Annotated in this window: 22 protein-coding genes; 12 read left to right on the top strand and 10 right to left on the bottom strand. The window is 71.0% G+C overall.

The window, feature by feature from the left end; translation table 11 throughout:
- Positions 1 to 156: 156 nt before the first annotated feature.
- From KME79_RS01675 to KME79_RS01665, 3 genes are all read right to left on the bottom strand, one after another.
- Positions 157 to 1,959 (bottom strand): ABC transporter ATP-binding protein, encoded by a 1,803-nt coding sequence (locus tag KME79_RS01675; protein WP_308248738.1) that lies wholly within the window; start codon positions 1,957 to 1,959, stop codon positions 157 to 159.
- Positions 1,956 to 2,507, bottom strand: coding sequence for a redoxin domain-containing protein (locus KME79_RS01670; protein WP_187281486.1), 552 nt, complete (start codon positions 2,505 to 2,507; stop codon positions 1,956 to 1,958). Before KME79_RS01670 ends, KME79_RS01675 begins: the two co-directional genes overlap by 4 nt.
- Before the next feature lie 128 nt (positions 2,508 to 2,635).
- Positions 2,636 to 3,166, bottom strand: coding sequence for a MauE/DoxX family redox-associated membrane protein (locus tag KME79_RS01665; RefSeq protein WP_187281487.1), 531 nt, complete (start codon positions 3,164 to 3,166; stop codon positions 2,636 to 2,638).
- Positions 3,167 to 3,293: 127 nt separating this feature from the next.
- Between KME79_RS01665 and KME79_RS01660 the strand changes: the two genes are divergently transcribed.
- The 4 genes from KME79_RS01660 to KME79_RS01645 all read left to right on the top strand — a co-directional run bounded on the left by KME79_RS01660 (position 3,294) and on the right by KME79_RS01645 (position 7,946).
- Complete coding sequence (locus KME79_RS01660) at positions 3,294 to 3,779, top strand: DinB family protein (RefSeq protein WP_219542997.1); 486 nt, start codon at positions 3,294 to 3,296, stop codon at positions 3,777 to 3,779.
- A gap of 356 nt (positions 3,780 to 4,135) precedes the next feature.
- Entirely contained in the window at positions 4,136 to 4,654 is a 519-nt protein-coding gene (locus KME79_RS01655) for an NUDIX domain-containing protein (RefSeq protein ID WP_148035316.1), read from the top strand.
- Positions 4,655 to 4,656: 2 nt separating this feature from the next.
- Positions 4,657 to 5,619, top strand: coding sequence for a carbohydrate kinase family protein (locus KME79_RS01650; protein WP_219542996.1), 963 nt, complete (start codon positions 4,657 to 4,659; stop codon positions 5,617 to 5,619).
- A 1,085-nt stretch (positions 5,620 to 6,704) separates the two neighbouring features.
- Entirely contained in the window at positions 6,705 to 7,946 is a 1,242-nt protein-coding gene (locus KME79_RS01645) for a prenyltransferase/squalene oxidase repeat-containing protein (protein ID WP_219542995.1), read from the top strand.
- Between the two features lie 44 nt (positions 7,947 to 7,990).
- Here KME79_RS01645 and KME79_RS01640 read toward each other — a convergent pair whose 3' ends face one another.
- The gene (locus KME79_RS01640; protein ID WP_219542994.1) at positions 7,991 to 9,331 is read right to left on the bottom strand and encodes an FAD-binding oxidoreductase; all 1,341 of its coding nucleotides are present in this window, start codon (positions 9,329 to 9,331) and stop codon (positions 7,991 to 7,993) included.
- Positions 9,332 to 9,496: 165 nt separating this feature from the next.
- On the opposite strand from KME79_RS01640, the gene KME79_RS01635 reads away from it, so the two are divergent.
- On the top strand, positions 9,497 to 10,378 hold the full coding sequence (locus KME79_RS01635; protein WP_219542993.1) for an RNA polymerase sigma-70 factor: 882 nt from the start codon (positions 9,497 to 9,499) through the stop codon (positions 10,376 to 10,378).
- 7 nt (positions 10,379 to 10,385) lie between these two features.
- On the opposite strand, the gene KME79_RS01630 is transcribed toward KME79_RS01635, so the two are convergent.
- The gene (locus tag KME79_RS01630) at positions 10,386 to 10,841 is read right to left on the bottom strand and encodes a flavodoxin family protein (RefSeq protein ID WP_219542992.1); all 456 of its coding nucleotides are present in this window, start codon (positions 10,839 to 10,841) and stop codon (positions 10,386 to 10,388) included.
- Between the two features lie 57 nt (positions 10,842 to 10,898).
- Between KME79_RS01630 and KME79_RS01625 the strand changes: the two genes are divergently transcribed.
- Together KME79_RS01625 and KME79_RS01620 are read left to right on the top strand one after the other, a co-directional pair.
- Entirely contained in the window at positions 10,899 to 11,552 is a 654-nt protein-coding gene (locus KME79_RS01625) for an HNH endonuclease family protein (RefSeq protein ID WP_246639060.1), read from the top strand.
- A gap of 66 nt (positions 11,553 to 11,618) precedes the next feature.
- Positions 11,619 to 12,434: an ArsR/SmtB family transcription factor gene (locus tag KME79_RS01620; protein ID WP_219542991.1), complete on the top strand. Its 816-nt coding sequence runs from the start codon at positions 11,619 to 11,621 to the stop codon at positions 12,432 to 12,434.
- A gap of 297 nt (positions 12,435 to 12,731) precedes the next feature.
- Here KME79_RS01620 and KME79_RS01615 read toward each other — a convergent pair whose 3' ends face one another.
- Positions 12,732 to 14,768 (bottom strand): cellulose binding domain-containing protein, encoded by a 2,037-nt coding sequence (locus KME79_RS01615; RefSeq protein WP_219542990.1) that lies wholly within the window; start codon positions 14,766 to 14,768, stop codon positions 12,732 to 12,734.
- Between the two features lie 256 nt (positions 14,769 to 15,024).
- Between KME79_RS01615 and KME79_RS01610 the strand changes: the two genes are divergently transcribed.
- From KME79_RS01610 to KME79_RS01595, 4 genes are read left to right on the top strand one after another with little or no spacing between them, the layout of a single operon-like run.
- Complete coding sequence (locus tag KME79_RS01610; RefSeq protein WP_219542989.1) at positions 15,025 to 15,936, top strand: ABC transporter ATP-binding protein; 912 nt, start codon at positions 15,025 to 15,027, stop codon at positions 15,934 to 15,936.
- A gap of 5 nt (positions 15,937 to 15,941) precedes the next feature.
- Positions 15,942 to 16,637, top strand: coding sequence for an ABC transporter permease (locus KME79_RS01605; protein ID WP_148035325.1), 696 nt, complete (start codon positions 15,942 to 15,944; stop codon positions 16,635 to 16,637).
- 3 nt (positions 16,638 to 16,640) lie between these two features.
- A complete protein-coding gene (locus tag KME79_RS01600; RefSeq protein ID WP_148035326.1) occupies positions 16,641 to 17,807 on the top strand; it encodes a sensor histidine kinase in 1,167 nt (388 codons plus the stop codon).
- Positions 17,800 to 18,429, top strand: a complete 630-nt coding sequence (locus tag KME79_RS01595; RefSeq protein WP_148035327.1) for a response regulator — start codon at positions 17,800 to 17,802, stop codon at positions 18,427 to 18,429. The genes KME79_RS01600 and KME79_RS01595 overlap by 8 nt, the downstream gene beginning before the upstream one ends.
- A gap of 3 nt (positions 18,430 to 18,432) precedes the next feature.
- On the opposite strand, the gene KME79_RS44465 is transcribed toward KME79_RS01595, so the two are convergent.
- Complete coding sequence (locus tag KME79_RS44465) at positions 18,433 to 18,711, bottom strand: response regulator transcription factor (RefSeq protein ID WP_308248737.1); 279 nt, start codon at positions 18,709 to 18,711, stop codon at positions 18,433 to 18,435.
- Between the two features lie 52 nt (positions 18,712 to 18,763).
- Here KME79_RS44465 and KME79_RS01585 point away from each other — a divergent pair, with 52 nt between their 5' ends.
- Positions 18,764 to 19,000, top strand: a complete 237-nt coding sequence (locus KME79_RS01585) for a histidine kinase dimerization/phosphoacceptor domain-containing protein (protein WP_219542988.1) — start codon at positions 18,764 to 18,766, stop codon at positions 18,998 to 19,000.
- Here KME79_RS01585 and KME79_RS01580 read toward each other — a convergent pair.
- The 3 genes from KME79_RS01580 to KME79_RS01570 are packed head-to-tail and all read right to left on the bottom strand — an operon-like array spanning position 18,964 to position 22,954.
- Positions 18,964 to 19,932 carry an acyltransferase domain-containing protein gene (locus tag KME79_RS01580; RefSeq protein WP_219542987.1) on the bottom strand — a complete coding sequence of 323 codons (969 nt, stop codon included), beginning with the start codon at positions 19,930 to 19,932 and terminating at the stop codon, positions 18,964 to 18,966. The genes KME79_RS01585 and KME79_RS01580 overlap by 37 nt on opposite strands.
- 11 nt (positions 19,933 to 19,943) lie before the next feature.
- Positions 19,944 to 21,668 carry a glycoside hydrolase family 2 protein gene (locus KME79_RS01575; protein WP_219542986.1) on the bottom strand — a complete coding sequence of 575 codons (1,725 nt, stop codon included), beginning with the start codon at positions 21,666 to 21,668 and terminating at the stop codon, positions 19,944 to 19,946.
- Positions 21,665 to 22,954: an MFS transporter gene (locus KME79_RS01570; protein ID WP_308248736.1), complete on the bottom strand. Its 1,290-nt coding sequence runs from the start codon at positions 22,952 to 22,954 to the stop codon at positions 21,665 to 21,667. The genes KME79_RS01575 and KME79_RS01570 overlap by 4 nt, the downstream gene beginning before the upstream one ends.
- Between the last annotated feature and the right edge of the window lie 49 nt (positions 22,955 to 23,003).

The raw sequence follows: 23,003 nt of genomic DNA, 5'->3' as shown, positions 1-23,003 counted from the left end.
GCACGAAAGCCGACAACATACGGTCGCCGAGGGTGTTGAAGAGTCGCAGCATGCTCTACTCCCTTGTGAGGTTCACGGGCCGTTTCCTTGACGCCGGTAGGCGTCGCCCGATCTTGACCCGTTTCGACCTACAGTAAAGATCCATTCAGGTCCGGGTCAATCCCGATATCCGGCGGCTTGGAGGGAGAACAGCTCGGCGTAGAGCCCTCCTGCCTCGACCAGCTCGTCGTGCCGTCCGGCTTGCGCCACGGTGCCGCCGTCGAGCACCAGGATCAGGTCCGCGTCCCGGATCGTGCCGAGCCGGTGCGACACCAGCAGGCTGGTGCCGCCGTCGCGCAACCGCCGGAAGCCCTGGTGGATCTCGTGTTCGGCCTCGGCGTCGAGGCGGGCGCTCGGCTCGTCGAGGATGAGCAGGTCACGGCCGCCGCGCAGGAAGCTGCGGGCGATGGCGACCCGTTGCCACTGCCCGCCGGAGAGCGTGGTGCCCGGGGTCGTCCCGTTGAGCTCGTCGCCGGCGAAGTAGATGCGGCTGAGCAGCGTGTCGTACCCGTGCGGGAGCCCGCTGAGGATGTCGTGCACCCCCGCGTCCCGCGCGGCGGCCTCGATGCGTGGCCGGTCCGTCAGGGCCTCCGCGTCACCGATGCCGATGTTCTCGGCGGCCGACAGCTCGTAGGAGACGAAGTCCTGGAAGACGCCCGCGATCCGGGCGCGCAGCTGCGCCGGGTCGAGGTCGCGCAGGTTGACGCCGTCCCAGAGGATCTCGCCGCGGTCCGGGTCGTAGAAGCGGCACAGGAGCTTGATGATCGTGCTCTTGCCGGCGCCGTTGTATCCGGCGAGGGCCACCGCCCGGCCCTTCGGGATCGTCACGGTGACGCCGCGCAGCACCCACGGGAGGTCCTCCCGGTAGCGGAACCAGACGTCCCGCAGCTCGATGCCGTGCCGCAACGGTTCCACCGGACGGGGACGGGCCGGCACCGGCAGGTCCTGCTCCGCTTCCACGACGGCGAGGTAGTGACCGAACATCAGCAGCTGGGTGTGCGCTCCGGCCAGGTCGCGCACGACGCCGAGCAGCGCCGCCTGCACCGCGGCCACCGCGGCGACCAGCATGGCCACGTCACCGACGGTGACCGTTCCGGCGGCCGCGGCGTTGACCACCCAGACCAGGCAGCCGCCCGCCACCCCGGTCGAGAGCATGGTCAGCAGCGCCTCCGTGCTCAGGGCCCGCCGGTCCATGGCCCGCTCCACCCGGTTCGCGGTACGGCGTTCGCCGAGCATCCGTCCCCGGAGGAAGGAGCCGACGCCGAACAGCCGCACCTCGGTGGCCGCCTCGACGTCGGACAGCAGCTGGCCGTAGAACAGCTCGCGCCGTTCGTGCGGCCCCACGGTGTTCATGGTCTCGGCCCGCCGGCGGGCGAGCGCGAACTCGGCGCCGACCGCGGGGAGCGCGCCGACCAGGACGACGACCGCCAGAACGGGGCTGACGGTGACCAGTGAGACGACGAACCCGGCGGTCACCAGGACTTGCTGCAGCAGGTTCAGGCTCACGGCCACGATCTCGGCCGGTCCTGAGCCGCCGGCGTGACGGGCGAAGCGCAACCGGTCCGCGAACTGCGGGTCCTCGAACCGTCCCAGACCGACCAGCCGGTTGACCGCCGCGTAGAGCTGGTCGAGGGCGGCGAGTGCGACGATCCGTCCCTGTTCGGCCCGCAGGTAGCGCAGCACCTGCGCCAGCAGGGCCGTCAGGATGCCCGCGGCGACCAGGCCGGCGATCGGCCCCGTCAGGTCCGCGGGCCCGCCGGGGGCGCTCAGCTGATCGAAGACGATCTTCGTCAGCCAGGCGACGGCGACCGGCGCACCCGCGCCCAGCACCGTGAGCACGAGCTGGGCGATGGTCGTACGCGCCGCGAACCGCCAGGCCAGCCGCCAGGCGGCGAGAGCCACCCGCCTGCCGGTCGTCACAGGGCCACGGAGTCGGGAAGGACGTCGACCTTGAAACCGGTCACCTGGAGGACGCCGTCCTGGCCCATGAGGCAGAAGGCCGGGTATCCGCGCAGGCCGAACGCCGCGGCCATGGCGCCGTCGACGTCCCCTTCGATGACGATCTGCGCGATCCCGCCCAGCTCCTCGCGCAGCCCGCCCAGTTCCTCGGGCGAGCCGAGGAGCACCGCGATCACCTGGTCGCGCCCGCCCGGCAGGCCGGACGCGTACCGGATGAAGGCGGGTTTCTGCTCCTCGCAGGTCGGGCAGCGCGGCGAGAAGAAGGCCACGAGCATCCCCGGCCGCAGATCGTCACGGGTCACCGTCCGGTCGTCGCCCGTGACGGCGCTGAACTCGCCGACGCGGGCGCCGGCGGGCAGGGTGATCTCTTCCTGTCCGGGGGGATGCCCGCCCCCTCGGTTGATCAGCTCGGTGTGCTCGCGCAGGCGCCGGATCACCGCGACGGTGAGCACCAGGTTGAGCAGGCAGATGATGAAGACGATCGCTAACGCGGCCCACAAGACTGACACGGCGTAATCCTCCGAGTTGATCGTTTTCGGAGCGGCCAGGATAGTACAGGTCTAGTCAGGCGAAGCGGTCCATGATTATCGACAGGGCATTCTCTGCGCATAACACGACATAGGGATCAAACCGGCTGTTATCTCGCCGTCGGCCTGAACAACGCGACGAGGTCCTCGAACGCCGTGATCAGGATGCCGGCGACCAGTCCGGCGACACCGGCGAGCAGGGCGTACGGCACCTCGAACGCGCCCGGCGCGGAGGCGCCGGCCAGCCCGAGGACGGCGACGCAGACGAGGATCAGGTTGCGCACGATGTGGATCGGGCCCAGGGGCGTGCTCGACGCTCCGAAGCACCGGCAGGGGGCGCGGTTGCCGCGCGACAGCGCCCGCCCGATCACCAGGGTGAAGGACAGCAGGAGGCAGCCTGCCAGGGCGAAGCCGATCCACCCCGCCACCCGCACGGGGACGAGCAGCAGCACGGCGACGACGATCTCGGTCGCGACCACGGCGAACGCCGCCGGCCGCAGGAGGGGGCCGGGCACCTGGTCCAGTTGGCGCAGCGAACCGACGAAGGCGGCCCAGCCGGCCTTCCCCGAGACCTTGGTCCAGGCCGCCGTGACGAAGACCGCCGCGAGCAGCAGCCGACAGGCCACGTCCAAATAGTGCACGGTGGGCCAACCTATCCACCGCGCCCAGCCACCACAACGGCGTAACCGGAGGGCGGGCGCCCGAGAACTGTCGGGGCCGGCCGCTAGCCTGCGGTGCGGCGGGCTGGTCGGCGAAAGGTGTGGGCCGGTGGGCGACAGCGAGAAGAAGTCCCTGTTGACATTCCTGGAGGCGCAGCGCGCCGCCGTGCTGGCGATCATCGACGGTCTCGGCGACGACGCCCTGACGACCGCCGTCCTGCCCTCGGGGTGGACGCCGCTGGGTCTCGTCGAGCATCTCGGTCACGCCGAGCGGCACTGGTTCCAGGAGGTCGCCCTGGGTTCGGCCGAGCCCCTGCCCTGGCCGGCCGACGACCACGAGCCGCTCACGACCCCGCGCTCACCGTCGACGGTGCTGGCCTTCTACCGCGACCAGTGCGAGCGGTCCGACGCCGTCCTCGCCGCCATGCCGCTGTCGATGCGGCCCCGTGGGCGCCATCCCCATCCGCCGGGAGATCGGATCACCGACTTGCGGCAGATCGCGCTGCACATGATCGAGGAGACCGCCCGTCATGCCGGACACCTCGACGTCGTGCGCGAGTTGATCGACGGGAAGACGGGGCTCGGGCCTCGCTAGCGCCCGGCCCTCTTCACTTTCATGGCCGAGCGGCCGGCGATAGGTGAAGGGCTGCACGCTCGTCGGCGTCGAAGAGTTCCCGGATGCAGCGTGAAAAGGGCGTCTTAAACGGGGCTTCAGAGGGCAGGCAACATAAAGTCGCTTTCGGGCAACATTATTGCGGAATCTGGATGTCGGCGACCCGAACTGCCACACTGAAAAAGCCGCACTTCGGATGATCCACCGCCGCCAAGGCGCTGTCGAACGCTTCACGACTGGTGGAAACTGCCTGACGGACGAGGTAGAAGCGCTAGTGTGGGGCGCCGGCCGTGTCGCGACCGGCGTTCAGGCGTTCCCACTCGGCAAAGGTGAAGTCTATGGTGGACCGGCTCTTGGGCGGCCTGACAGAGGCTGATCTGGCGAATGAGGAAAAAGTGCGCATCGTCGTCGCGCAGAAAGCCTTCATGGCCGACAGGAACCGCCTGTTGCTCGTCCGCAAATCGCCATCCGACCCCTACAACCCCGGTTTGTGGGAGGTTCCCGGCGGGCGAATGCGGGGCGCGGACGAAGGGCTCGACGAGCACATCGTGCGCGAGGTCCGCGAGGAGGCGGGCATCGAGATCGAGCCCGGCCCTCCCTTTCACATGTGGGACTGGGCCATGCCGGCCGACGACGGCGGTTGTGTCCGGGTCATCGCCGTGGCCCGGCAGTGCCGGGCGTTGTCGCACGAGGTGACCACCTCCGGCCAGATCTCCGGCGACCACATCGACGAGGTGCGGTGGGTGCGGCTCGACGCCGTCGCCCGCTATCCGCTCATCCCCGGGATCGATGGGGCGGTGGAGCGCTTCCTGCGGCTGCGCGGCGCGCATCCGTCCGAAGCCGTCTGCCGCCGCTGACCATGATTCCCGCCGACGGAGAGCGCCGGTTCAGTCTGGTCGCGATCGGTGAGATCCGGATCGACGTCCGCGTGCGGGTCGACTCCCTGCGCTTTCGCGAGGTGCGCGGCGACCAGTTCCATTACGCGCCGGTGCGCATCACTCCGGCGGGCGTCGCGCTGCAGATGGCCCGCCAGGCGATCGGCCTCTTCGCCACCGTCACGCTGGTGTCGAGGATCGGGGGTGACGAGTTCGCCGATCCGATACGGGCCCAGGTGACCGCCATGGGGGTGACGCCGCGGCTGACCGTGGTGGAAGGCGCCTCGACCGCGAGGGTGCTCGTCATACGTGACACCTCGGAGGGGCACGGGGTCCGCCTGATGGTCGCCGAACCGCTGTCGGACCTCCAGATGCTGGGCGTGTCGGACGTGCGGGCGGCGATCCGGGAGATCGCCGCGGCGGACGCCCTCTTCCTGACGGGATACGAGTTGCTGCACGCCCGGTCGGCCGAAGCCGTGCTGGAAGCCGCGGCCGTCGCCCGGTCGCACTCCACGGTGATCTGCCTCGACCTGGTGCCGCACGACATCCACCGCAGGATCCCCCCGGCACGGCTGCTGCCGCTCCTGGAGGCGGCGGACGTCGTGGTGGGCGAGCTGGAAACGCTGCGCGGCGTGGTGGGCGCCCCTGAGGGCGGCCCCGAGCTTCTGTTTCCCCTGCTCGACGCGGTGCACAAGGCCGCACCGGTGTGGATGATCCGCTCGGGGGCCGGTGGTGCGAGCCGGTCGACGATCTACCAGCAGGACCGCCTGCACGTCGACTACCCCACCGGCTACGAGCGCGTCTCCGATCCCATGGGCTTCGGCGACCTGCTCACCGCGCGTGAGCTGCGCTGGCTGCTGTCAACGGGGCTCGCCCCGGCCTCCGCGGACGGGAGCAGCTTCCGGAGCGTCGCCATGAACCGCTCGCGCGTCTCCGGCAGCCCGTAGATGTCCTGCCAGCGCCACCGCTCGCCGGGCGGCGCGGCGCACATCCTGAGGAACTGCGTGGGCAACGACCCCGGGCAGGGGTAGGTGGTCGTTCCCTCGGCGTCCTCCAGGTAGAGGTAGGAGACGCCGCTCCGGAACAGCTCCGCCGGGCCGGCGTCGGCGCCGGACAGGGCCTCGCGCTCGATCCCGGCGCGGACCGGACCGGCACCGGGCAGGAAGTGCAGGTGCGCGTGGTCGATGCAGGAGCCGGCGCCGTGCGGGCCGGCCGGGCCGTGTTCGAAGACCGTCACGGGACGGCCGTAGACCGCCTCCAGCCACCGGGTGACCTCCCGCTTCCGCCGGGCGACCTCCCGCGCCAGGCCGGGCGGGCACGCGCCGAAACACGGGAAGTGGCGGGTGGAGACCAGCAGGAGATGGCCCTCGGTGAGAGGAGCCAGATCCGGCGCGCACCACAGGAACTCGTCACCCCACAGCAGGGCGGCCGCACCGGGAACACCGGCGTCCTGGTTCATCCGAAATCGGAAACGACCGCAAAATACACAATCCTCCTCTTGGCCGGTTTTTGACACGTTTTCAGAAAGCATGACGGCGCCGTCTCGATTTTCGGGCGTGCCGTACCGTGGAATGAGGACTCCACCGGGCGGGAGAAGTTCGAAGGCTTCCGGCAGCAGATGACCGGCCGTCTCCATGTCGCAGTGAATGCGCCGGTAGAAACCCGCTGGATACGGCAGGGCGCCCGGGATCGGGCGGGTAACAATGCCCTCCTCCGCGGCCCAGGTCCCGGTGGCGGCGGTGAGATGGGCCAGGGAAGCCCGCCGGGGAAGGGATCGGGCCCACTCGGTCGTGCCGCCGAGCGCGAGGATATCGCCGTCCTCAATATGAAAGCCAGAAACCACCGATCTGCACCGTCCCGAATGAGGTATGGCGACCGGACACTTCGGCTATATCAAAGCGTGACGTTAGTTGCAATGGGGGGAACGGTACGCTCCGGGAAAAGCGGCGACGGGGGAACGGCCTTGTTGCACGAGATCGATCTGTCACAGTCCGAGAGCGCGTTGAACAAGTCGATGGACTTGTTGCGCCACATGTACAACGAAAGTCCCGCGGGTGGGGGCGGCTGGTACCACCTGCTCGACACCGTCCCGCCGGGGGCGACCGCGACCGCCGTGGCGTTGCTGACCTTCCACGTCGCCGGTGAGTCTCCGCCCCACCTGGAGGACGCGCTCAACTTCCTCAGGGTCCGCCAGATCAAGGACGAGGACCCGAAGGTCGACGGCGGCTGGTGGACCAACACCAGCAAGGACAAGCCGGTGGTCGAGGCGACCGCCTGGGTGGTGCGGTGCCTGGCCGCGCTGCGGTGCGACGACCAGCCGACGACTCCCGACCTCTCACGGGCGGTGTCCTGGTTGCGCAACAACCAGGACAGGTCCGGCGGCTGGGGCTCCTTCCACGGCTGCCCGCCCCGCGTCTGGCTGACGTGCCTGGCCCTGCGGGCCCTGCTGGAGGCGGCTCCCCAGGACCCGGCGGTCGACAAGGGGGTGGCGTGGCTGATCGAGCAGCAGCTGCCCTCCGGCGGCTGGGCCCCGGAGCCCCGCCAGAACCAGGCACGCGTCGCCCACACCGCGTCGGCGCTCACCACGCTGGTGAAGGCCGGCGTCGACCCGGCGTCCGAGAAGGTGGCCAAGGGCTTCGACTGGCTCCTCGCCAACCTGGACACCTCCTCCCTGGTGGAGATCGGCAACCGGGAGGAACGGTCCAACGTCCTCTTCCTGCGTACGGACAAGGGTGAGGAATACTGGCTCCCGCCGTCGCTGACGCACTACGCGCTGCCGGTGGCGACCACGGCGCTGATGCACCATCCGCGGTTCCAGAGCATCGACGTGGCGGGGAAGCTGGCGCAGTCCTTCGACACGATCGTCACCGAGCAGTGTCAGGACGGGTCCTGGCCCAACAGCATGAGCACGCACATCACTCTGTGGGGGGTGTGGCCGTGCGTGGAGGCTCTGGCGTCGCTCAGGAGCGTCAGGCTCGCTCGTGCCGGGGATCAGATCGTCTGGATGGAAGGCGCGATCGTGATCCGGCAGAAGGACGGGAAGAACCTGCCGGTCGAGAAGGTCCTGCGTCCTCTGCTGCCGCGGCGCCGGTGGGCCGGGTCCCTGCGGTGGTTGCGGCGGCACTGGGCCTGGGTGTCGCTGGCGCTCTTCGTGGCGGGAGGAGCCGTGGGGCTGGCGACGCGGCTGATCCAGCTGACGGAGTTCGCCTTCGGGCTGATCCTGCCGATCGTCCTCCTGGTGCTCCAGCGCTTCATCGATCGCAAACGCCAGTGACGCGGCCGGCCGGCCACTGACATGGCCGGCCGGGCGGTTCCTGTCTACCGGGGCCGGATGTTGTGGTTGCCGGTGAACAGGTTGCCGGGGTCGTACTGACGCTTGACCGCGGCGAGCCGCTCGTAGGTCGGCGCCGGGTAGACGGCGGCGACGTCCTCCTCGGTGGCGGTTGCGAGGAAGTTGGCGTAGGCGCCGCCGGCGTGCGGCGCGAGTTTCGCCCAGAGCGCTTCCAGGGCGGGACGCGCGGCCTCGACGACCGGCTCGGGGCCCGCGACGGTGGTCGTGAACATCAGCTCCGCCTGACGGTGCGCGTAGGCGGTGGCGTCGGGGGCCACGCGGGACACGGCGCCGCCGACGCTGCGGACGGCGATGAACGGCGGCCGTTCCGACGCCCCGGCCTCGGCCAGGACCTTGAGCGCGGCGGGCGCCGCGTCACCGCCGGTGAAGGCGCTCCGGGTGAACACGCGGAAACCCGGCGGCGGGGTGGCGCCGTCCACGAGCGTGTCCGCGAAGGGCCGCGGCGCGACGTCGTCGTCGATGACGGTGCCGAGGCGGCGGATCGGGCCGATGGCTCCGGCCGCGCGCTCCGGGTCGTCGCCGTCGAAGGCGACGCGGATCTCGACGGGTGCTTCGGGGCCGCCCGCGAAGGGGTTGGCGAACTCCGCGACGGAGGTGAGCTCTTCAGGGGCGGTGCGGAGGAGGTCCGCCCAGCCCTGGAGCACGGCCGCCGCCTCCCGCGCGGGGAAGGCGATCCGGCCGAAGAAGACGTCCGTCGTCGGGTGTGCCGCGAACGCGAAGGCGGTCACGATCCCGAAGTTGCCGCCGCCGCCGCGGATCGCCCAGAACAGCTCCGGGTTCTCCCGCGCGGAGGCCCGCACGGTCTCCCCATCGGCGGTGACCAGCTCCGCGGCGACCAGGTTGTCCAGGGCCAGGCCGTGCTTCCTGACCTTCCAGCCGATGCCCCCGCTCAAGGTCAGCCCGCCGACCCCGACACCCTTGGTGTCACCCGAGGAGATCGCCAGGCCGTGCGGGGCCAGCGCGGTCGCGACCTGGCCCCAGGTGGCGCCGCCGCCGATCCGTACGAGGTGACGCTCCTTGTCGGTGACCTCCACGCTCGCGAGCGCGCCGAGGTCGATCACCACGCCGCCGTCGTTGGTGCCGAAGCCCGCGAAGGCGTGGCCGCCTCCTCGTACGGACAGCCGGAGGCCGGCGCCGGCGGCGAATCTCACGCCCGCCCGCACGTCCCCGACGCTCCTGGGCCGCAGGACCCAGGCAGGACTGCCCGTCACCAGCACGGAACGACTGGCCGACGCGTACTCGGCCGATCCCGGTTCGACGATGTCGCCGCCGAAGTCGCGGCGCAGGGCTTCCAGTGCTGAACTCATGATGTTCCTTCCGTACGCGGTCTGACGAGCAAGAGATCCCGGCGGCGCGACGCTTGTGACAGCACGGCGGGTGTGACGTATGTCACCGAGTCCGGGTGTCACACGGCGGCGGCGGGCGGGATCGTATGCGTGGCACGGTCGGGAACGGACAGGCGAGGAGCAGTGATGGGCGAAGGCAGCGAGCATCCGGCGACCGAGGCGTTCCTCGCCCACCGCAACCTGCTGTTCACGGTCGCCTACGAGATGCTGAGCTCGGCCGCCGACGCGGAGGACGTCCTGCAGGAAACCTGGCTGCGGTGGGCGGGCGTCGATCTCGGTACGGTGCGGGATCAGCGTGCTTATCTGGTACGGATCGTCACGCGGCAGGCGCTGAAACGACTGCGCACGCTCGGCCGGCGCAAGGAGTCCTACGTCGGCCCGTGGCTGCCCGAGCCGCTGCTGACCGCGCCCGACGTGGCCGAGGACGTCGAGCTGGCCGAGAGCGTCTCGATGGCGATGCTGCTGGTGCTGGAGACGCTGACGCCGACCGAGCGGGCGGTGTTCGTGCTGCGTGAGGTGTTCGACCTGGCCTACGACGAGATCGCGGAAGCCGTCGGCAAGAGCGTGGCCGCGGTCCGCCAGATCGCCCACCGGGCGCGGTCCCACGTCGCCGCCCGCCGGCCGCGCGGGGCGGCCTCACCGGCCGAGACCCGCGACGTGCTGGAGGCGTTCCGGCGGGCGGTCGAGACGGGCGACCTGCGGCGGCTCCTCGACGTCCTCGCGCCCGACGTCGTCCTGCTGGCGGACGGCGGCGGGCTCGTGCCGGCCGCGCCCGCGCCCGTCGTGGGAGCCGGTCAGGTGGCCGCGCTGCTGAAAAGGGTCGCCCGCACGGCGTCGCCGCAGCCGGCGCTGGTCAACGGCTGCCCCGCGCTGGTCATCCGTGCCGATGGCGAGGTCGAGACCGTCATGACGGTGCGCGTCGAGGACGGCCTCATCACCGGGCTCTACGCCGTGCGCAATCCCGAGAAGCTGTCGCGCATGGAGCGGGAGACCGCGGTGAGCCGCTGAGCCGCCGTCAGCCGGGGCTGATCGTGGCGGCGACCGTGGCGCCGAGCTCCCAGCAGGCTTCGAGGTCGTCCTTGCCGGGGGCGCCCGTCACCGACGCCGGGTGCCGGACCCGCTCCCAGCCGAGTCCGGTGGCGATCGACTCCACCGCGCGGACGGCGCCGGTCGTGTCGTTGTTGCCGTGCACGTACAGGGCGTACGGCAGGCGGCGGGTCTCCTCCAGGCAGGGGTAGTAGATCGTGTCGAAGAAGTGCTTGAGCGCGCCGCTCATGTAGCCGATGTTGGCCGGGGTGCCCAGGATGAGGCCGTCGGCCGCGAACACGTCGACGGCGGTGGCGGCCAGCGCCGGGCGGGTGACGACCTCCACGCCCTCGACCTCGTCGGTGGTGGCGCCCTCCCGGACGGCCTCGAAGAGCTCGCGGAGCGTGGGCGAGGTGGTGTGGTGCACGATCAGCAGGCGCGTCACGCTGTCGATCCTTTCACGGCGAGGTTATCCGCGCCGCGAGCGGGGATGCCGCTCGTCATGGGTGAAACCATGATCTTCCTGCGGCGGGCGACCAACGTCGCCGTGCTCACTCTCCTCGTCCTCCCGATCACCGCCGTTCTCACTGCCCCGCCCGCGGCGGCCGAATCCCGCAAGCAGGCCGCCGCCCGGGCCCGGAGCATGCTGGCGCAGCTCAAGGTCGCCAGGCCGTTGTCCATCCGCGGTTACAGCCGCGAGAAGTTCCGCCCCCACTGGGCGGACCGCAAGGGGAGGTGCAGTACGCGGGAGCTCGTCCTGGCCCGCGACGGGCGGCGCGTCCGCCGGAACGCGGCCTGCCACCCGGTCAGGGGAGTCTGGTTCAGCCCGTACGACGGCAAGAAGCTGAAGAGCGAGAGGTACGTGGACGTCGACCACGTGGTGCCGCTCGCGTACGCCTGGCGATCGGGCGCCAAGCGGTGGAGCCCGGCCAAGCGGCGCGCGTTCGCCAACGACATCAGGCGGCCCGAACTGCTCACCGTGAGCCATTCCGCCAACATCGCCAAGGGGGCCAAGGGCCCGCAAAGCTGGCGTCCGCCGCGCCGCGCCCACTGGTGCCGGTACGCGACGTCGTGGATCACCGTGAAGCGTCACTACCGGCTCTTCGTCACCCGCAAGGAGAAGACGGCCCTGCTCAACATGCTGCGCACCTGTTGACATGCAGCCGTTTGGCTGCCTATCGTTCATAGGCAGCCAAACGGCTGCGCAATCGAGGTGGTAGCTGTGGACGACGTGTTCAAGGCGCTGGCCGACGCCAGCCGCCGCATGCTCCTGGACAGTCTCAACGCCCGTGACGGCCAGACCCTGAGCGAGCTCTGCGACGGGCTGGACATGGCCCGCCAGTCGGTCAGCAAGCACCTGGCCGTCCTGGAGGCCGCCGAGCTGATCACCACGGTCAGGCACGGCCGGGAGAAGCTCCACTACCTCAACGCCGCCCCGATCAACGACATCGCCGAGCGCTGGATCCGCCGCTACGACCGGCGGCGCGTCCAGTCGCTGTCGGCGCTGAAGCGAGCCCTTGAGGAGACGGCTGTGTCCAAGCCCGAGTTCGTCTACACGTCCTACATCGTCACCACGCCGGAGCGCCTGTGGCGCGCGCTGACCGAGCCGGAGTTCACCCGGTCCTACTGGGGTCTCACCCTGGAGTCGGCCTGGACCAAGGGCGCCCCCGTCGTCTGGCGCACCGAGGGCTCGGTCGTCGACGACGGCGGCAGCGTGGTCCTGGAGTCCGACCCCTACCGGCGGCTCTCGTACAGCTGGCACACCTTCACCCGGGAGTGGGCCGACGACGCCGGCGTCGCCCCGGACGTCCTCGCCGAGATCGCCGCCGAACCCCGCTCTCGCGTGACCTTCGATCTCGAACCGGCCGGGGAGCGGGTCAAGCTCACCGTCGTCCACGACGGGTTCGAGCCGGGCAGCACCGTTCTGGAGATGATCAAGGGGGGATGGCCGGACCTGCTGTCCGAACTCAAGACCCTGCTCGAACGGCAGCCGGCCGGTGTTGAGGACGGATCACGGCGACCTAACGCCGAGCGTTGACCGTCGCGATCCGTCAGATCGGGACTGCGGTCACCACCAGTAGCCCCAGTCGTCGTCCCAGTCCCAGTCGTTCCAGTAGCCCCACCACCTTCTGCGGCGGCAGCGACGGTATCGACGGCGGCGGCAGCCGCCATATCCGCTACTCACGACGTCTCCCCCTTTTCGATTGATCCTTCAATTAGGACGCTAGCACCCAAATGGGGATCAATCACTACAAATCCACCGGTTTCAAAAAGACTTGAAGGGCATCGAAGGCCGTCGATCGAATGGCGGCCTTCGATGCCCTTTCATGACGCGTCAGCCGGTGCCGCAGACCCTTCCGTTGAAGGTGAAGACCGACGGCAGGACGTTCGGGCCGGTGTAGTTGCCGACGAAGCCGATCGTGGTCGTCGCGCCCGTGCCCAGCGCGCCGTTCCCTGGCTCGCTGACGGCCTTGACGTCCTGGCCGTTCTGGGTCCAGGTCGCGCTCCAGCCGCTGCCGAGGCTCTGCCAGGCTCTCGGCCAGGCGAAGTTCAGCGTCCAGCCGTTGACCGGGGCGCCGGTGTTGGTGATCTCGATGCTGCCGACGTAGCCGCTGGCCCAGTCCGACTGCACGGTCAGCTTCGCCGTGCAGGAACTCGTGGCGGGGGCCTTGGTGGTGAAGGTCAGCGGCGGGGAGGACCAGGAGAGGCCGCCGCCGCTGTCGCGGGCGATCACGTTGACGGTGTAGCGGGTGCCGGGCCTGAGGTTGGCGGCCGTGAACGAGGTGCCGCCAGTCTCGCCGAGCTGCTCGGTGACGGCGCCGTGCTGGCGGTGGATCTCGTACTTGGCGACCGGGCGGGCGCCCGGGGTGGCGCGCGGCCAGGTGATGGTGGCGGTGGTGTCGGTCACGGCGGTGGCGGCGGGCTGACCGGGGGCGCCGGGGCCGGACGGCGGGGCGGCGGGACGCAGGACGATCGTGGTGAGCGACAGCGGCGGCAGGAGCCGGCCGGCGGGAGTGCCCGCGGTCTCGGTGGTGATCGCGGTGGCGCCGTTGGTGTGGGTGAGCACGGTGGGCGCGCCCGCGGCGGGGGTGTAGCCCTCGTAGTCGAGGGCGGCCGCGTACGAGGTGTCGCGCGAGGTGTTGATCAGCATGACCGCCAGCTCGCCGTTGGGGCGGCGGGCGGCGTGCGCGGAGACCGCGGGCTGGTCGGCCGCCGCCCGGACGAACTGGTCGCCGGGACGGGCGAAGCGGCTGACCATCTGGAGCGCGTAGTAGGGCGCGAAGGGGGTGTTCAGCGCGGGCTCGCAGACCGAGCCGTCGGACGTGCAGGCCGCGCTCGACAGCAGGCCGAAGTCGCCGTAGTCGGTGTGCCCCTCGACCTCGGTGACGGCGCCGATGCCGTTGCGCACGTTCCACCAGTCGACCGTGAACACACCGTTGGCCAGCAGCGTCGCGTACGCGTCGGCGGCGGCCAGGGCGCCCGGCTGGGTGTTGGTGCCGTTGCTGCTCGAGCCGGTGTTGAACTCCGTCATCGCGATGCCGATCCGCTCGGCGCCGGGGCCGGCGTACCGGGCGATCTGCTCGCGGGCGAGCTGGACCATGTCGGGTACGTGTCCCGTACGGTCGAGGGCCCCCGGATACCAGTGCAGGACCACGAAGTCGATCTTGGATCCGGCGGCCGACAGGACGACCTGGTTCCAGCTTCCCGCGTCGCCCTCGGCCACGATCGCGTCGGGCCAGTTGGCGGGGGTGGTGAGCACGGCGCCGATCTTGATGGTGGGGTCGACGGCCTTCATGGCGTCCGCGTAGGCGACGACGTGGCGGGCGTACTCGGCCGGGCTCTTGTCGGGGTGGTCGTCGGCCTCCCAGGCGGCGCCGTAGTGGCCGTTGCCGTAGTTCTCGTTGCCGATCTCCCAGTACTTCACGCCGTAGCCCTTGGTGACGTTGGCGTACCTGACCCAGGCGGCGGCCTCCTCGGCCGTGCCGGTGCCGTAGTTGGCGGTCACCATCGCCTTCGCCCCGGTGCGGCGCACGCCGGCCATGTAGGTGTCGAAGTCGGTGTTCGGCGCGACGTAGCCGCCGGGGGCGGTGTGGTCGGCCCAGTGGTAGATGTCGGAGTACGAGCCGCCGGGGTAGCGCAGCAGCTTCACGCCCGCCTCCTTGAGGAGGTCGGCGGTCTGGTCCGAGCCCAGGTGGGTGTCCCAGATGGCATGGTTGGTGCCGATGCCTGTCTCGGGTACGGCCGCGAGGGCGGCACGCGTGTTGACGGTCACCTCGACAGGGGCGGCGTCCTGGGCATGGGCGGCAGGGATGTTCAGGGCGGCCAGCGTCAGCACGATCGCGGACGCGGCCCGGAGCAGGGTTCTCGGCATCGGTGCACCTCGCCGTGGCAGTGGTCATCACTGGACGGTCATCACTCGACGGTCATCACTCGACGCCTCCTCCTGACCAGGAGACAAGCGTGATCATGTGCGGCGGGCGGTGCGTTCGTCAACCGCCGGTGAAACTTTCAGCTCCGGATTCGGCCGCGCATCAACCGATCGGTTGATTTCCGCGCCAGCCGGATCCGCGGCGGATCATGGCCGGCGGGTCGATTCGCCGGAGCCGCCGGCGGACGACGCTTGAGCCATGGCAGTCATCGAAGTCAACGGCCTCCGCAAGTCGTACGGGGAGCTGACGGTTCTGGACGGGGTGTCGTTCTCCGTGGAAGAGGGCGAGATCTTCGGCATCCTCGGCCCCAACGGCACCGGCAAGACCACCACCGTGGAGTGCGTGGAAGGGCTGCGACAGCCCGACGAGGGGTCGATCAGCGTGCTGGGGCTCGACCCGGCCAAGGACGGCAGGCGGCTGCGCGAGCGGATCGGCGTGCAGCTCCAGCACACGCAGCTGCCGGAGAACATCAAGGTGTGGGAGGCCCTGGACCTCTACGCCTCCTTCTACGCCCAGCCGCGCGACTGGCGCGAACTGATGGCCGAGTGGGGGCTGGACGAGAAGCGCGACGCCCGGTTCGGGAAGCTGTCGGGCGGCCAGAAGCAGCGCCTGTTCATCGCCCTGGCGCTGGTCGGCAACCCGCGGGTGGCCTTCCTCGACGAGCTGACCACCGGGCTCGACCCGCAGGCCCGGCGCACCACGTGGGAGCTGATCAAGCGGGTCCGGGCGAGCGGCATGACGGTGGTGCTGGTCAGCCACTTCATGGACGAGGTCGAGGAGCTCTGCGACCGGGTCGCCGTCTTCGACCGCGGCCGCGTCGTCGCCCTCGACACCCCGGCGGGCCTGATCGACGGGATCGACGCCGAGCACCGGATGAGCTTCACGCTGATGGACGGCGAGCCCGCCGGGCTGGCGGACCTGCCGGGGGTGACCGGAGTGAGCAGGACCGGCGACCGGGTGGTCGTCAGCGGGCGGGCCGACTTCGCCACCGCGGTCACCGCCCACCTCGCCAGGCACCACGTCCTCGTGAGCGACCTGCGCATCGACAAGCGCACCCTCGACGACGCCTTCATCGCCCTGACCGGCCGTTCCTTCGGCACCAAGGAGTAGGACCCGTGACCAAGCTGACCTTCGTCGAACTGAAGCTGCTCACCAGGGAGCCCGGGGCGATCTTCGCCCTGCTCATCCCGCTGTTCATCCTCGTGGTCTTCGGCAGCTCGATCGAGCCCGGCGACACCGTGCTGGTGCCGATGGCGCTGGCCATCGCGGTGGGGCTCGTCGGCCTCTACATGCTGCCCACCACCCTGGCCACCTACCGTGAGCGGGGCATCCTGCGCCGGCTCTCGGCCACGCCGGTGCGCCCGGTGCGGATGCTGGTGGTGCAGCTGATCCTGCAGCTCGTGCTCGCGGTGGCCGCCTGCGGCCTGCTGCTGGGCGTGGCGGGCGGCGTCCTGCGGGCCCACCTGCCCTCCCGGTGGCCGCTGGTCGCGCTGGTCTTCCTGCTCGGGGCGGGTTCCCTGTTCGCCATCGGGCTGCTCATCGCGGCGCTGGCCCCGAACGGGCGGTCCGCCAACGGGATCGGCGTCCTGCTGTACTTCCCGATGGCCTTTCTGGCCGGGCTGATGCAGCCGACGCACCAGATGCCCGATATTTTGGTGCGCGTCGGTGAATACACCCCTCTGGGGGCTTTCCGGCAGAGTCTGCAGGACATCTGGGCGGGCAGTCCGGCCGATCCGCTGCCGCTGCTGGTGATGGCCGGGTACGCGCTGGTCGTCAGTATGATCGCGGCCAGGTTCTTTCGCTGGGAGTAAGGCATGACGGCGCAGCTCGATCGATGGGAGCGCCTGCTGGAGCGCCAGCTGACGGCAGCACCGTACGTCCTGCTGGCAGCCAGCACGATGCTCGCGCTCCTCACGGAGGACGGCCCGCCATGGCGGGTCGTGGCGCTGGCGGCGCTGGCCGCCTTGTGGCTCCGGCTGGTCCCGCGGGGCGTCGTCTACGTGATCGGGCTGATCGTCCTGATCGGCGTGCTGTGCACGCAGGCGGTGTGGTTCGCCGGCTTCTTCGGCTTCATCGGCTACCTGCACTCATGGGAGTACCTGAAAGGGATGTGGCGCTTCGCCGGGGTCACCGCCACGGCGGCGATCAGCGTCACGGCCTTCTTCGGCGGGCCGCCGGACCCCGTCCCGTCCAAGATCCTCTCGTACCTGCTGCTCACCGCCGCCATCGTGGCCGCGGTCGGGCTGTTCAGCTTCGTCGGCGAGATCACGGCCGCGCGCAGCGCCGAGCGGAAGCAGATGGTGACGCGGCTGGAGGAGACGCTGCGGGAGAACGCCGGCCTGCATGCGCAGCTGCTGGTCCAGGCCCGGGAGGCGGGCGTGATGGACGAGCGGCAGCGGATGGCGGCGGAGATCCACGACACCCTCGCCCAGGGCCTGACCGGCATCATCACCCAGCTCCAGGCGGCACACCAGGCCGGCGACTGGCGCCGCAACGTGGACAACGCCCTGCGGCTGGCGCGGGAGAGCCTCGCCGAGGCCCGGCGCTCGGTCCAGGCGGTCGGCCCCGGCCAGCTGGACGCCGCCCCGCTGCCCGAGGCGCTGCGCGAGGTCGTGGCCCGGTGGAGCGAGCTCAACGGGGTGCGCGCCGACTTCACCACCACCGGCACCGTGCGTCCCATGCACCCGGAGGTGGAGGAGACCCTGCTCCGCACCGCGCAGGAGGCCCTGGCCAACGCGGCCAGGCACGCGGGCGCGTCCCGGGTGGGGCTGACCCTTTCCTACATGGAGGACATGGTGACGCTGGACGTGCGCGACGACGGCGCGGGCTTCGACCTCGAACGCGTACGGGACGGCGGCGGTTTCGGCCTGACCTCGATGCGCGGGCGCGTCAGCCGCCTGGCCGGAACCCTGGAGATCGAGACCGAGCCCGGCGGCGGCACCGCGATCTCCGCGAGCGTCCCGGCGGTGGCGCGTGGCTGACGACCCGATCCGACTGCTGATCGCCGACGACCATCCCATCGTGCGCGACGGCATCCGCGGCATGTTCGCCGGCGACCCGGACTTCGAGGTGCTCGCCGAGGCCGAGAACGGCGCCCGGGCGGTCGAGCTGGCGCGGGCGCTGAGCCCTGACGTGATCCTCATGGACCTGCGCATGCCGGGGATGGACGGCGTCGCCGCCATCAAGGAGCTCACCCGGCTCGGCATCGGGGCCCGGGTGCTCGTCCTGACCACGTACGACACCGACAGGGACGTCCTGCCCGCCATCGAGGCCGGCGCCACCGGCTATCTCCTCAAGGACACCCGGCGCGACGACCTCATCAGGGCCGTGCGCACGGCGGCGCGGGGCGAGTCGGTGCTGTCCCCGTCCGTCGCCACCCGCCTGGTGGGGCAGGTGCGCACGCCGGCCGACCCGCTGAGCGCCCGCGAGCTGGAGGTCCTGGACCTGATCGCGCAGGGCACGACCAACCGCGAGGTGGCCGCGCGCCTGTTCGTCAGCGAGGCCACGGTCAAGAGCCACCTGCTGCACATCTACGCCAAGCTCGGCGTGAACGACCGCGCGGCGGCCGTCGCCGTCGCCTTCCGGCGCGGCCTCATCGGCTGAGCGTCAGAGGCCCGCCTCCCGGGCGCGCATGATGGCCTGTGCGCGGTCGGCCACCTGGAGCTTGGTGAAGACGGCCGAGACGTGGTTGCGCACGGTCTTCTGGCTCAGCCCCAGCCGGGCGGCGATCTGCGGGTTGGTGAGGTGGCCGGCGATCAGGGCGAGGATCTCCCGCTCGCGCGGGGTCAGGCCGGGCAGGGCGGGCTCGGCGCGCTCGCCCGCGGAGAAGTAGCCGACGAGGCGGGAGGCGAGGGCCGGACCGAACACGGCGCCGCCCTCGGCCACGTGCCGATCCGGCGGATCCTCGCCTGGACGTCCGTCCGGGGAGCGTCGCCGGTTGAGCCGCAGCCTGCACGACGGGCTCGGCCGGACGCTCGTCGCGATGGCCAGGACGATCGACCTGGCCCGGGGCGGGCCGGCGGACTGCCCGCACGCCACCGACACGCTGCTACGCGACCTGCGGCGCGGCATGGACGACGCCACGGACCACGTCCGCGTGCTCCTGTACGGCCTGCCGACGGGCGGTTCCGGACCCCGTCAGAGCGGGAACCAGCCGTTGCCCTCGTACCAGTGACCGCCGGCGCGCAGGTGGGCGACGATCGCGTGCTCCAGCGTGGTGCGCGGGGAGAGCTGGTCGGGCGGCAGGTCGGGGTCGCCGAAGACGAACTCGATCGGGCCCCCGTCGTTGGGCTGCTCGGCCGGGTAGCCGGGGCGGAAGCGGCGCTGGAAGGCGACGATGTTGGAGCTTTCCGGCAGGTGGTCGGCGAGCTGGGGGTCGAGGAGCCAGGAGTAGCAGGTGGCGACGGTGGGCTCTTCGTCGGGGAAGTGGCGAGGGAAGAAGGCGCGGGCGCGGGCCAGCGAGTCGTCGCAGGCGGCGGGCGTCAACGGCCCGGAGAAGTCGGGAATATGCAGATTCAGTGAGGGGGCGCCGGGCATGACGCCCTCGATGAGGGTCCCCATGCGGGTGCCGAGGGTGGCGCGCTGGTACTGCAGCCGGCCCAGCTGGTAGATCTCGCCCCGGTAGTGCATCTTGATCCAGGAGGGCTGGATCACGCCGCCGACGCCGTGCCGCCTGCGGTGGACGGCGACGTTGCGGCCGAGGTCGGCGAGGGTGTGCCGGGAGACGTCCGCCGGGACGCCGCGCTCACGGTGGTAGGCGCGCACGTGCGGAAGCGCCGCGACGAAGACGAACAGGTGGAAGTAGCGGCCGGCCGCGCCCAGCCCGGCGGGCAGGTACGGCAGGTCGAAGGGGTGGTCGATCAGCCCGATGCCGCGCACCAGCCGCCGGGCGCAGCGTTCCAGCAGCCACCACAGCCCGGGGTCGGCCCTGATCTTCTGGGCCAGCGCGAGGATCTCGTTGACGTCCTCGTGCGGCACGGCCAGGTCGAGCAGGGTGAAGGCGTCCGGCAGGACGACCTCGACGTCCGGTGAGTCGTCGGCCTCCAGTCCGGCGAGCCAGGCGGCCGTCCGGTCGTCGGCGCGGAGCAGGTCCAGGGGGTTGTCCACAGGGGCTCTCCTCAGCGGGTCCGGTCGAGCGTGAGTCGCAGGTTGACCGCGCGGACCAGGTCCTCGGGGAGTTTGAGCACCTCGCGGTCGTAGGTGAGCAGCCCGTTCAGCTCGTCCTCCACGTCGGACAACTGGGTGTAGACCGTGGCGCTCAGGCCTCGCGGGATGGCCGGGACGATCTGCTCGGCGTGCAGCCGGGCGAAGGCCGCGCCCAGCCGGTCGGGGGTGTCGTAGCGCCGGTAGCCGAAGTTGCGGTCGTTGAAGGTGTGGCCGTCGACCCGCAGGCCGTATCCGCCGTACTCCGACAGCACGAGGACCCGCCGGTCGCGGCGGCGCGGCACGCGGAAGCGGCGGAAGTAGACGTGCAGGCTCCGCAGGTCGCCCGCGCCCTGGTCGTGCCAGCCGCTGGCGTGGTCGACGGTGCGGGTGGGGTCGAGCCTGGCCACCTCCGCCGCGACGCGGGCGGCGTCGAACTGGCCCCAGCCCTCGTTGAACGGCACCCAGACGGCGATGCTCACCACGTTGCGCAGGTGCTCCACCGTCTCGCGGAGCTCGGCGAGGAACCGCTCCCGGTGCGCCCGCCCGAAGAACCGGTCGGGCAGATGGAACGGCACGACCGCCGGGGCGGTGACCACCAGCGGATGGTAGCGGCCGCCCGCGTTGACCATGTCCTGCCAGACGATCATGCCGAGGCGGTCGCAGTGGTGGTACCAGCGCAGCGGCTCGATCTTGATGTGCTTGCGCAGCATGGTGAAGCCGAGCCGCTTCATGGTGGCGATGTCGTGGATCATCGCCTCGTCGGACGGCGCCGTGTACATGCCGTCGGACCAGTAGCCCTGGTCGAGGATCCCGGCGTGGAAGTACGGGCGGCCGTTGAGCAGCAGCCGGGGCACCCCGTCGGCGTCGGTCCCCACCCCGTACGAGCGCATGCCCACGTAGCTCCGCACCCGGTCGGCGCCCAGTTCCACCGTGACGTCGTAGAGGAAGGGGTCCTCCGGGCTCCACGGCCGGACGTCCGGGATCGGGACCCGCACCGGCCGACCGGCGGGGACGGTGGCGCGGGCGACGACGGTCCCCGCGGCGAGGATCTCGACGTCCGCCTCCCCTTCGGCGGCGTGCACGGTCACCTCGACGCACGACTCGTCCAGGTGCGGGGTGAGGGTGAGCCGCTCGACGTGCGTGGCGGGCACGCGCTCGGCCCACACGGTCTGCCAGATGCCCGACTGCGGCGTGTACCAGATGCCGCCCCGCTCCAGCTTCTGCTTGCCGCGGGCGTGCTGCCCGGTGTCGGTGTCGTCGCGCACCGCGACGGTCAGGACGTTCTCGCCGTCGCGCAGCAGGTCCGTGACGTCGAAGCCGAACGGGAGGTAGCCGCCGGTGTGGCGGCCCGCCTCGACGCCGTTGAGCAGCACCCGGCAGGTCTGGTCCACCGCGCCGAAGTGCAGCAGCACCCTGCCGCCTGTGCCGAAGCCGTCGGGCAGGGTGAGGCCGCGCCGGTACCAGAGGGTCTGGCCGGGCATCAGCCGCCGGTCGACGCCGGACAGCGCCGACTCGGGCGAGAACGGCACCACGATCGGCCCGTCGTACGTCACCGGTTCCTCGCCGTCGCCGGTGATGGCGTACTCCCACCGGCCGTTGAGGTTGAGGTAGCTGTCGCGGACGAGCTGGGGGCGCGGGTACTCGGGCAGGACCGCGTCGGGGTCGAGGTCCCGGCCCCAGCGGGTGAGCGTGCTCATGCGATCTCTCTCTTGCGCAGGATCCGGACGGGGACGGCGATCAGCAGCAGCACCGCGGCGGCGGCCAGGAAGATCGCGGGAGTGGGCACCTGTCTGAGCACCCCGAGATCCTCGTAGTACGCGTCCGCGCCCCGGATGACGAGGGCCCCGACGTACGGTCCGATCAGCATGGGGATGAGGATCGCGAACACCATCCGGAGTCCCTGCACGTGCCCGGCGCGCTCCGGCGGCGTGTGGTCGCGCACGAGCGCGCCGATGGTCGCGGCGACCAGCATGAACCCGGACATCATCACCAGCCCGGCCGCGATGACCGGCACCATTCCGCGCGCCGCCCACATCGCCAGCAGCCCGGCCGCGTAGACGGCCACGGCGGGCAGCAGGAAGCGCGCCTTGCCGACGCGGTCGATCAGCCGGCCGGACCCGACGGTGACCGCCGACGCGCCGGTCAGCACCACGCCGAGGACGACCGCGTACGCCTCGATCTGCAGGTAGCGCTGCACGTAGATGATCAGGTACGGGAGGAAGACCTGCGTCGAGACGCCCCAGACCGCCCACGCCGACAGCAGCAGGTAGAGGCCGGGGTTGGCGCGCATGGCGCTCGGGCGCAGGCCGTGGAAGACGGCGGCCAGGGCGCCGTCGCGGGCCCGGGGCACGGACGGCCGGTCACGGACCAGGAACCAGGCCACCACCCCGACCACCGTGATGACCGCGCCGATCAGCACGAAGAACTCCCGCCACTGCCCGGCCCTGGTGAGCGGGTCGAGGGCGCCGAAGACGGCCAGCATGGACACCAGCGGCATGATCGCCAGGACGGACTCCACCCGGCCCCGGTTGGCCGGCCGCGTCACGTCGGTCACCCAGGCCTGGAAGGCGGCGTCGTTCGCGCCGGAGCCCAGGAACGACATGACGCAGTCCAGCACGATGACCGCGACCATGGCGACCAGCACGGCGTTCGCGGCCGGCGCGAGGTTCGCCACGGTGTCCACGGTGACCAGCCCGAACGCCGCCGTGGACAGCCCCCACAGCACGTAACCGGCGGCGATGAACACCCGGCGGCGGCCCGTGCGGTCGGACAACGAGCCGATCAGCAGCGTCGCGACCGTCGCGGTGACCGCGCTGGCGGCGACCATGGTGGCGATGGCCGTCGGGTCGTCGCTGATCGTGTCGTACAGGAACACGTTGAGATACATGTTCTCGACGGTCCAGGCGAGCTGGCCGACGAAGCCGAGCACGATCACCGCCGTCCAGCGGCGGGAGCCCAGCTGGGCCGGTACGGCGATGGTCACGCGCGACAGCGTATAGCTACCAACCGGTACCAAACCGGGTCAAACGCGC

Origin of the sequence: Nonomuraea harbinensis (assembly GCF_019396385.1) — a bacterium.
Lineage (GTDB): Bacteria > Actinomycetota > Actinomycetes > Streptosporangiales > Streptosporangiaceae > Nonomuraea > Nonomuraea ferruginea.
Note: the sequence above shows the minus strand (reverse complement) of the source record. Positions and strands in the feature narration are given on the sequence as shown.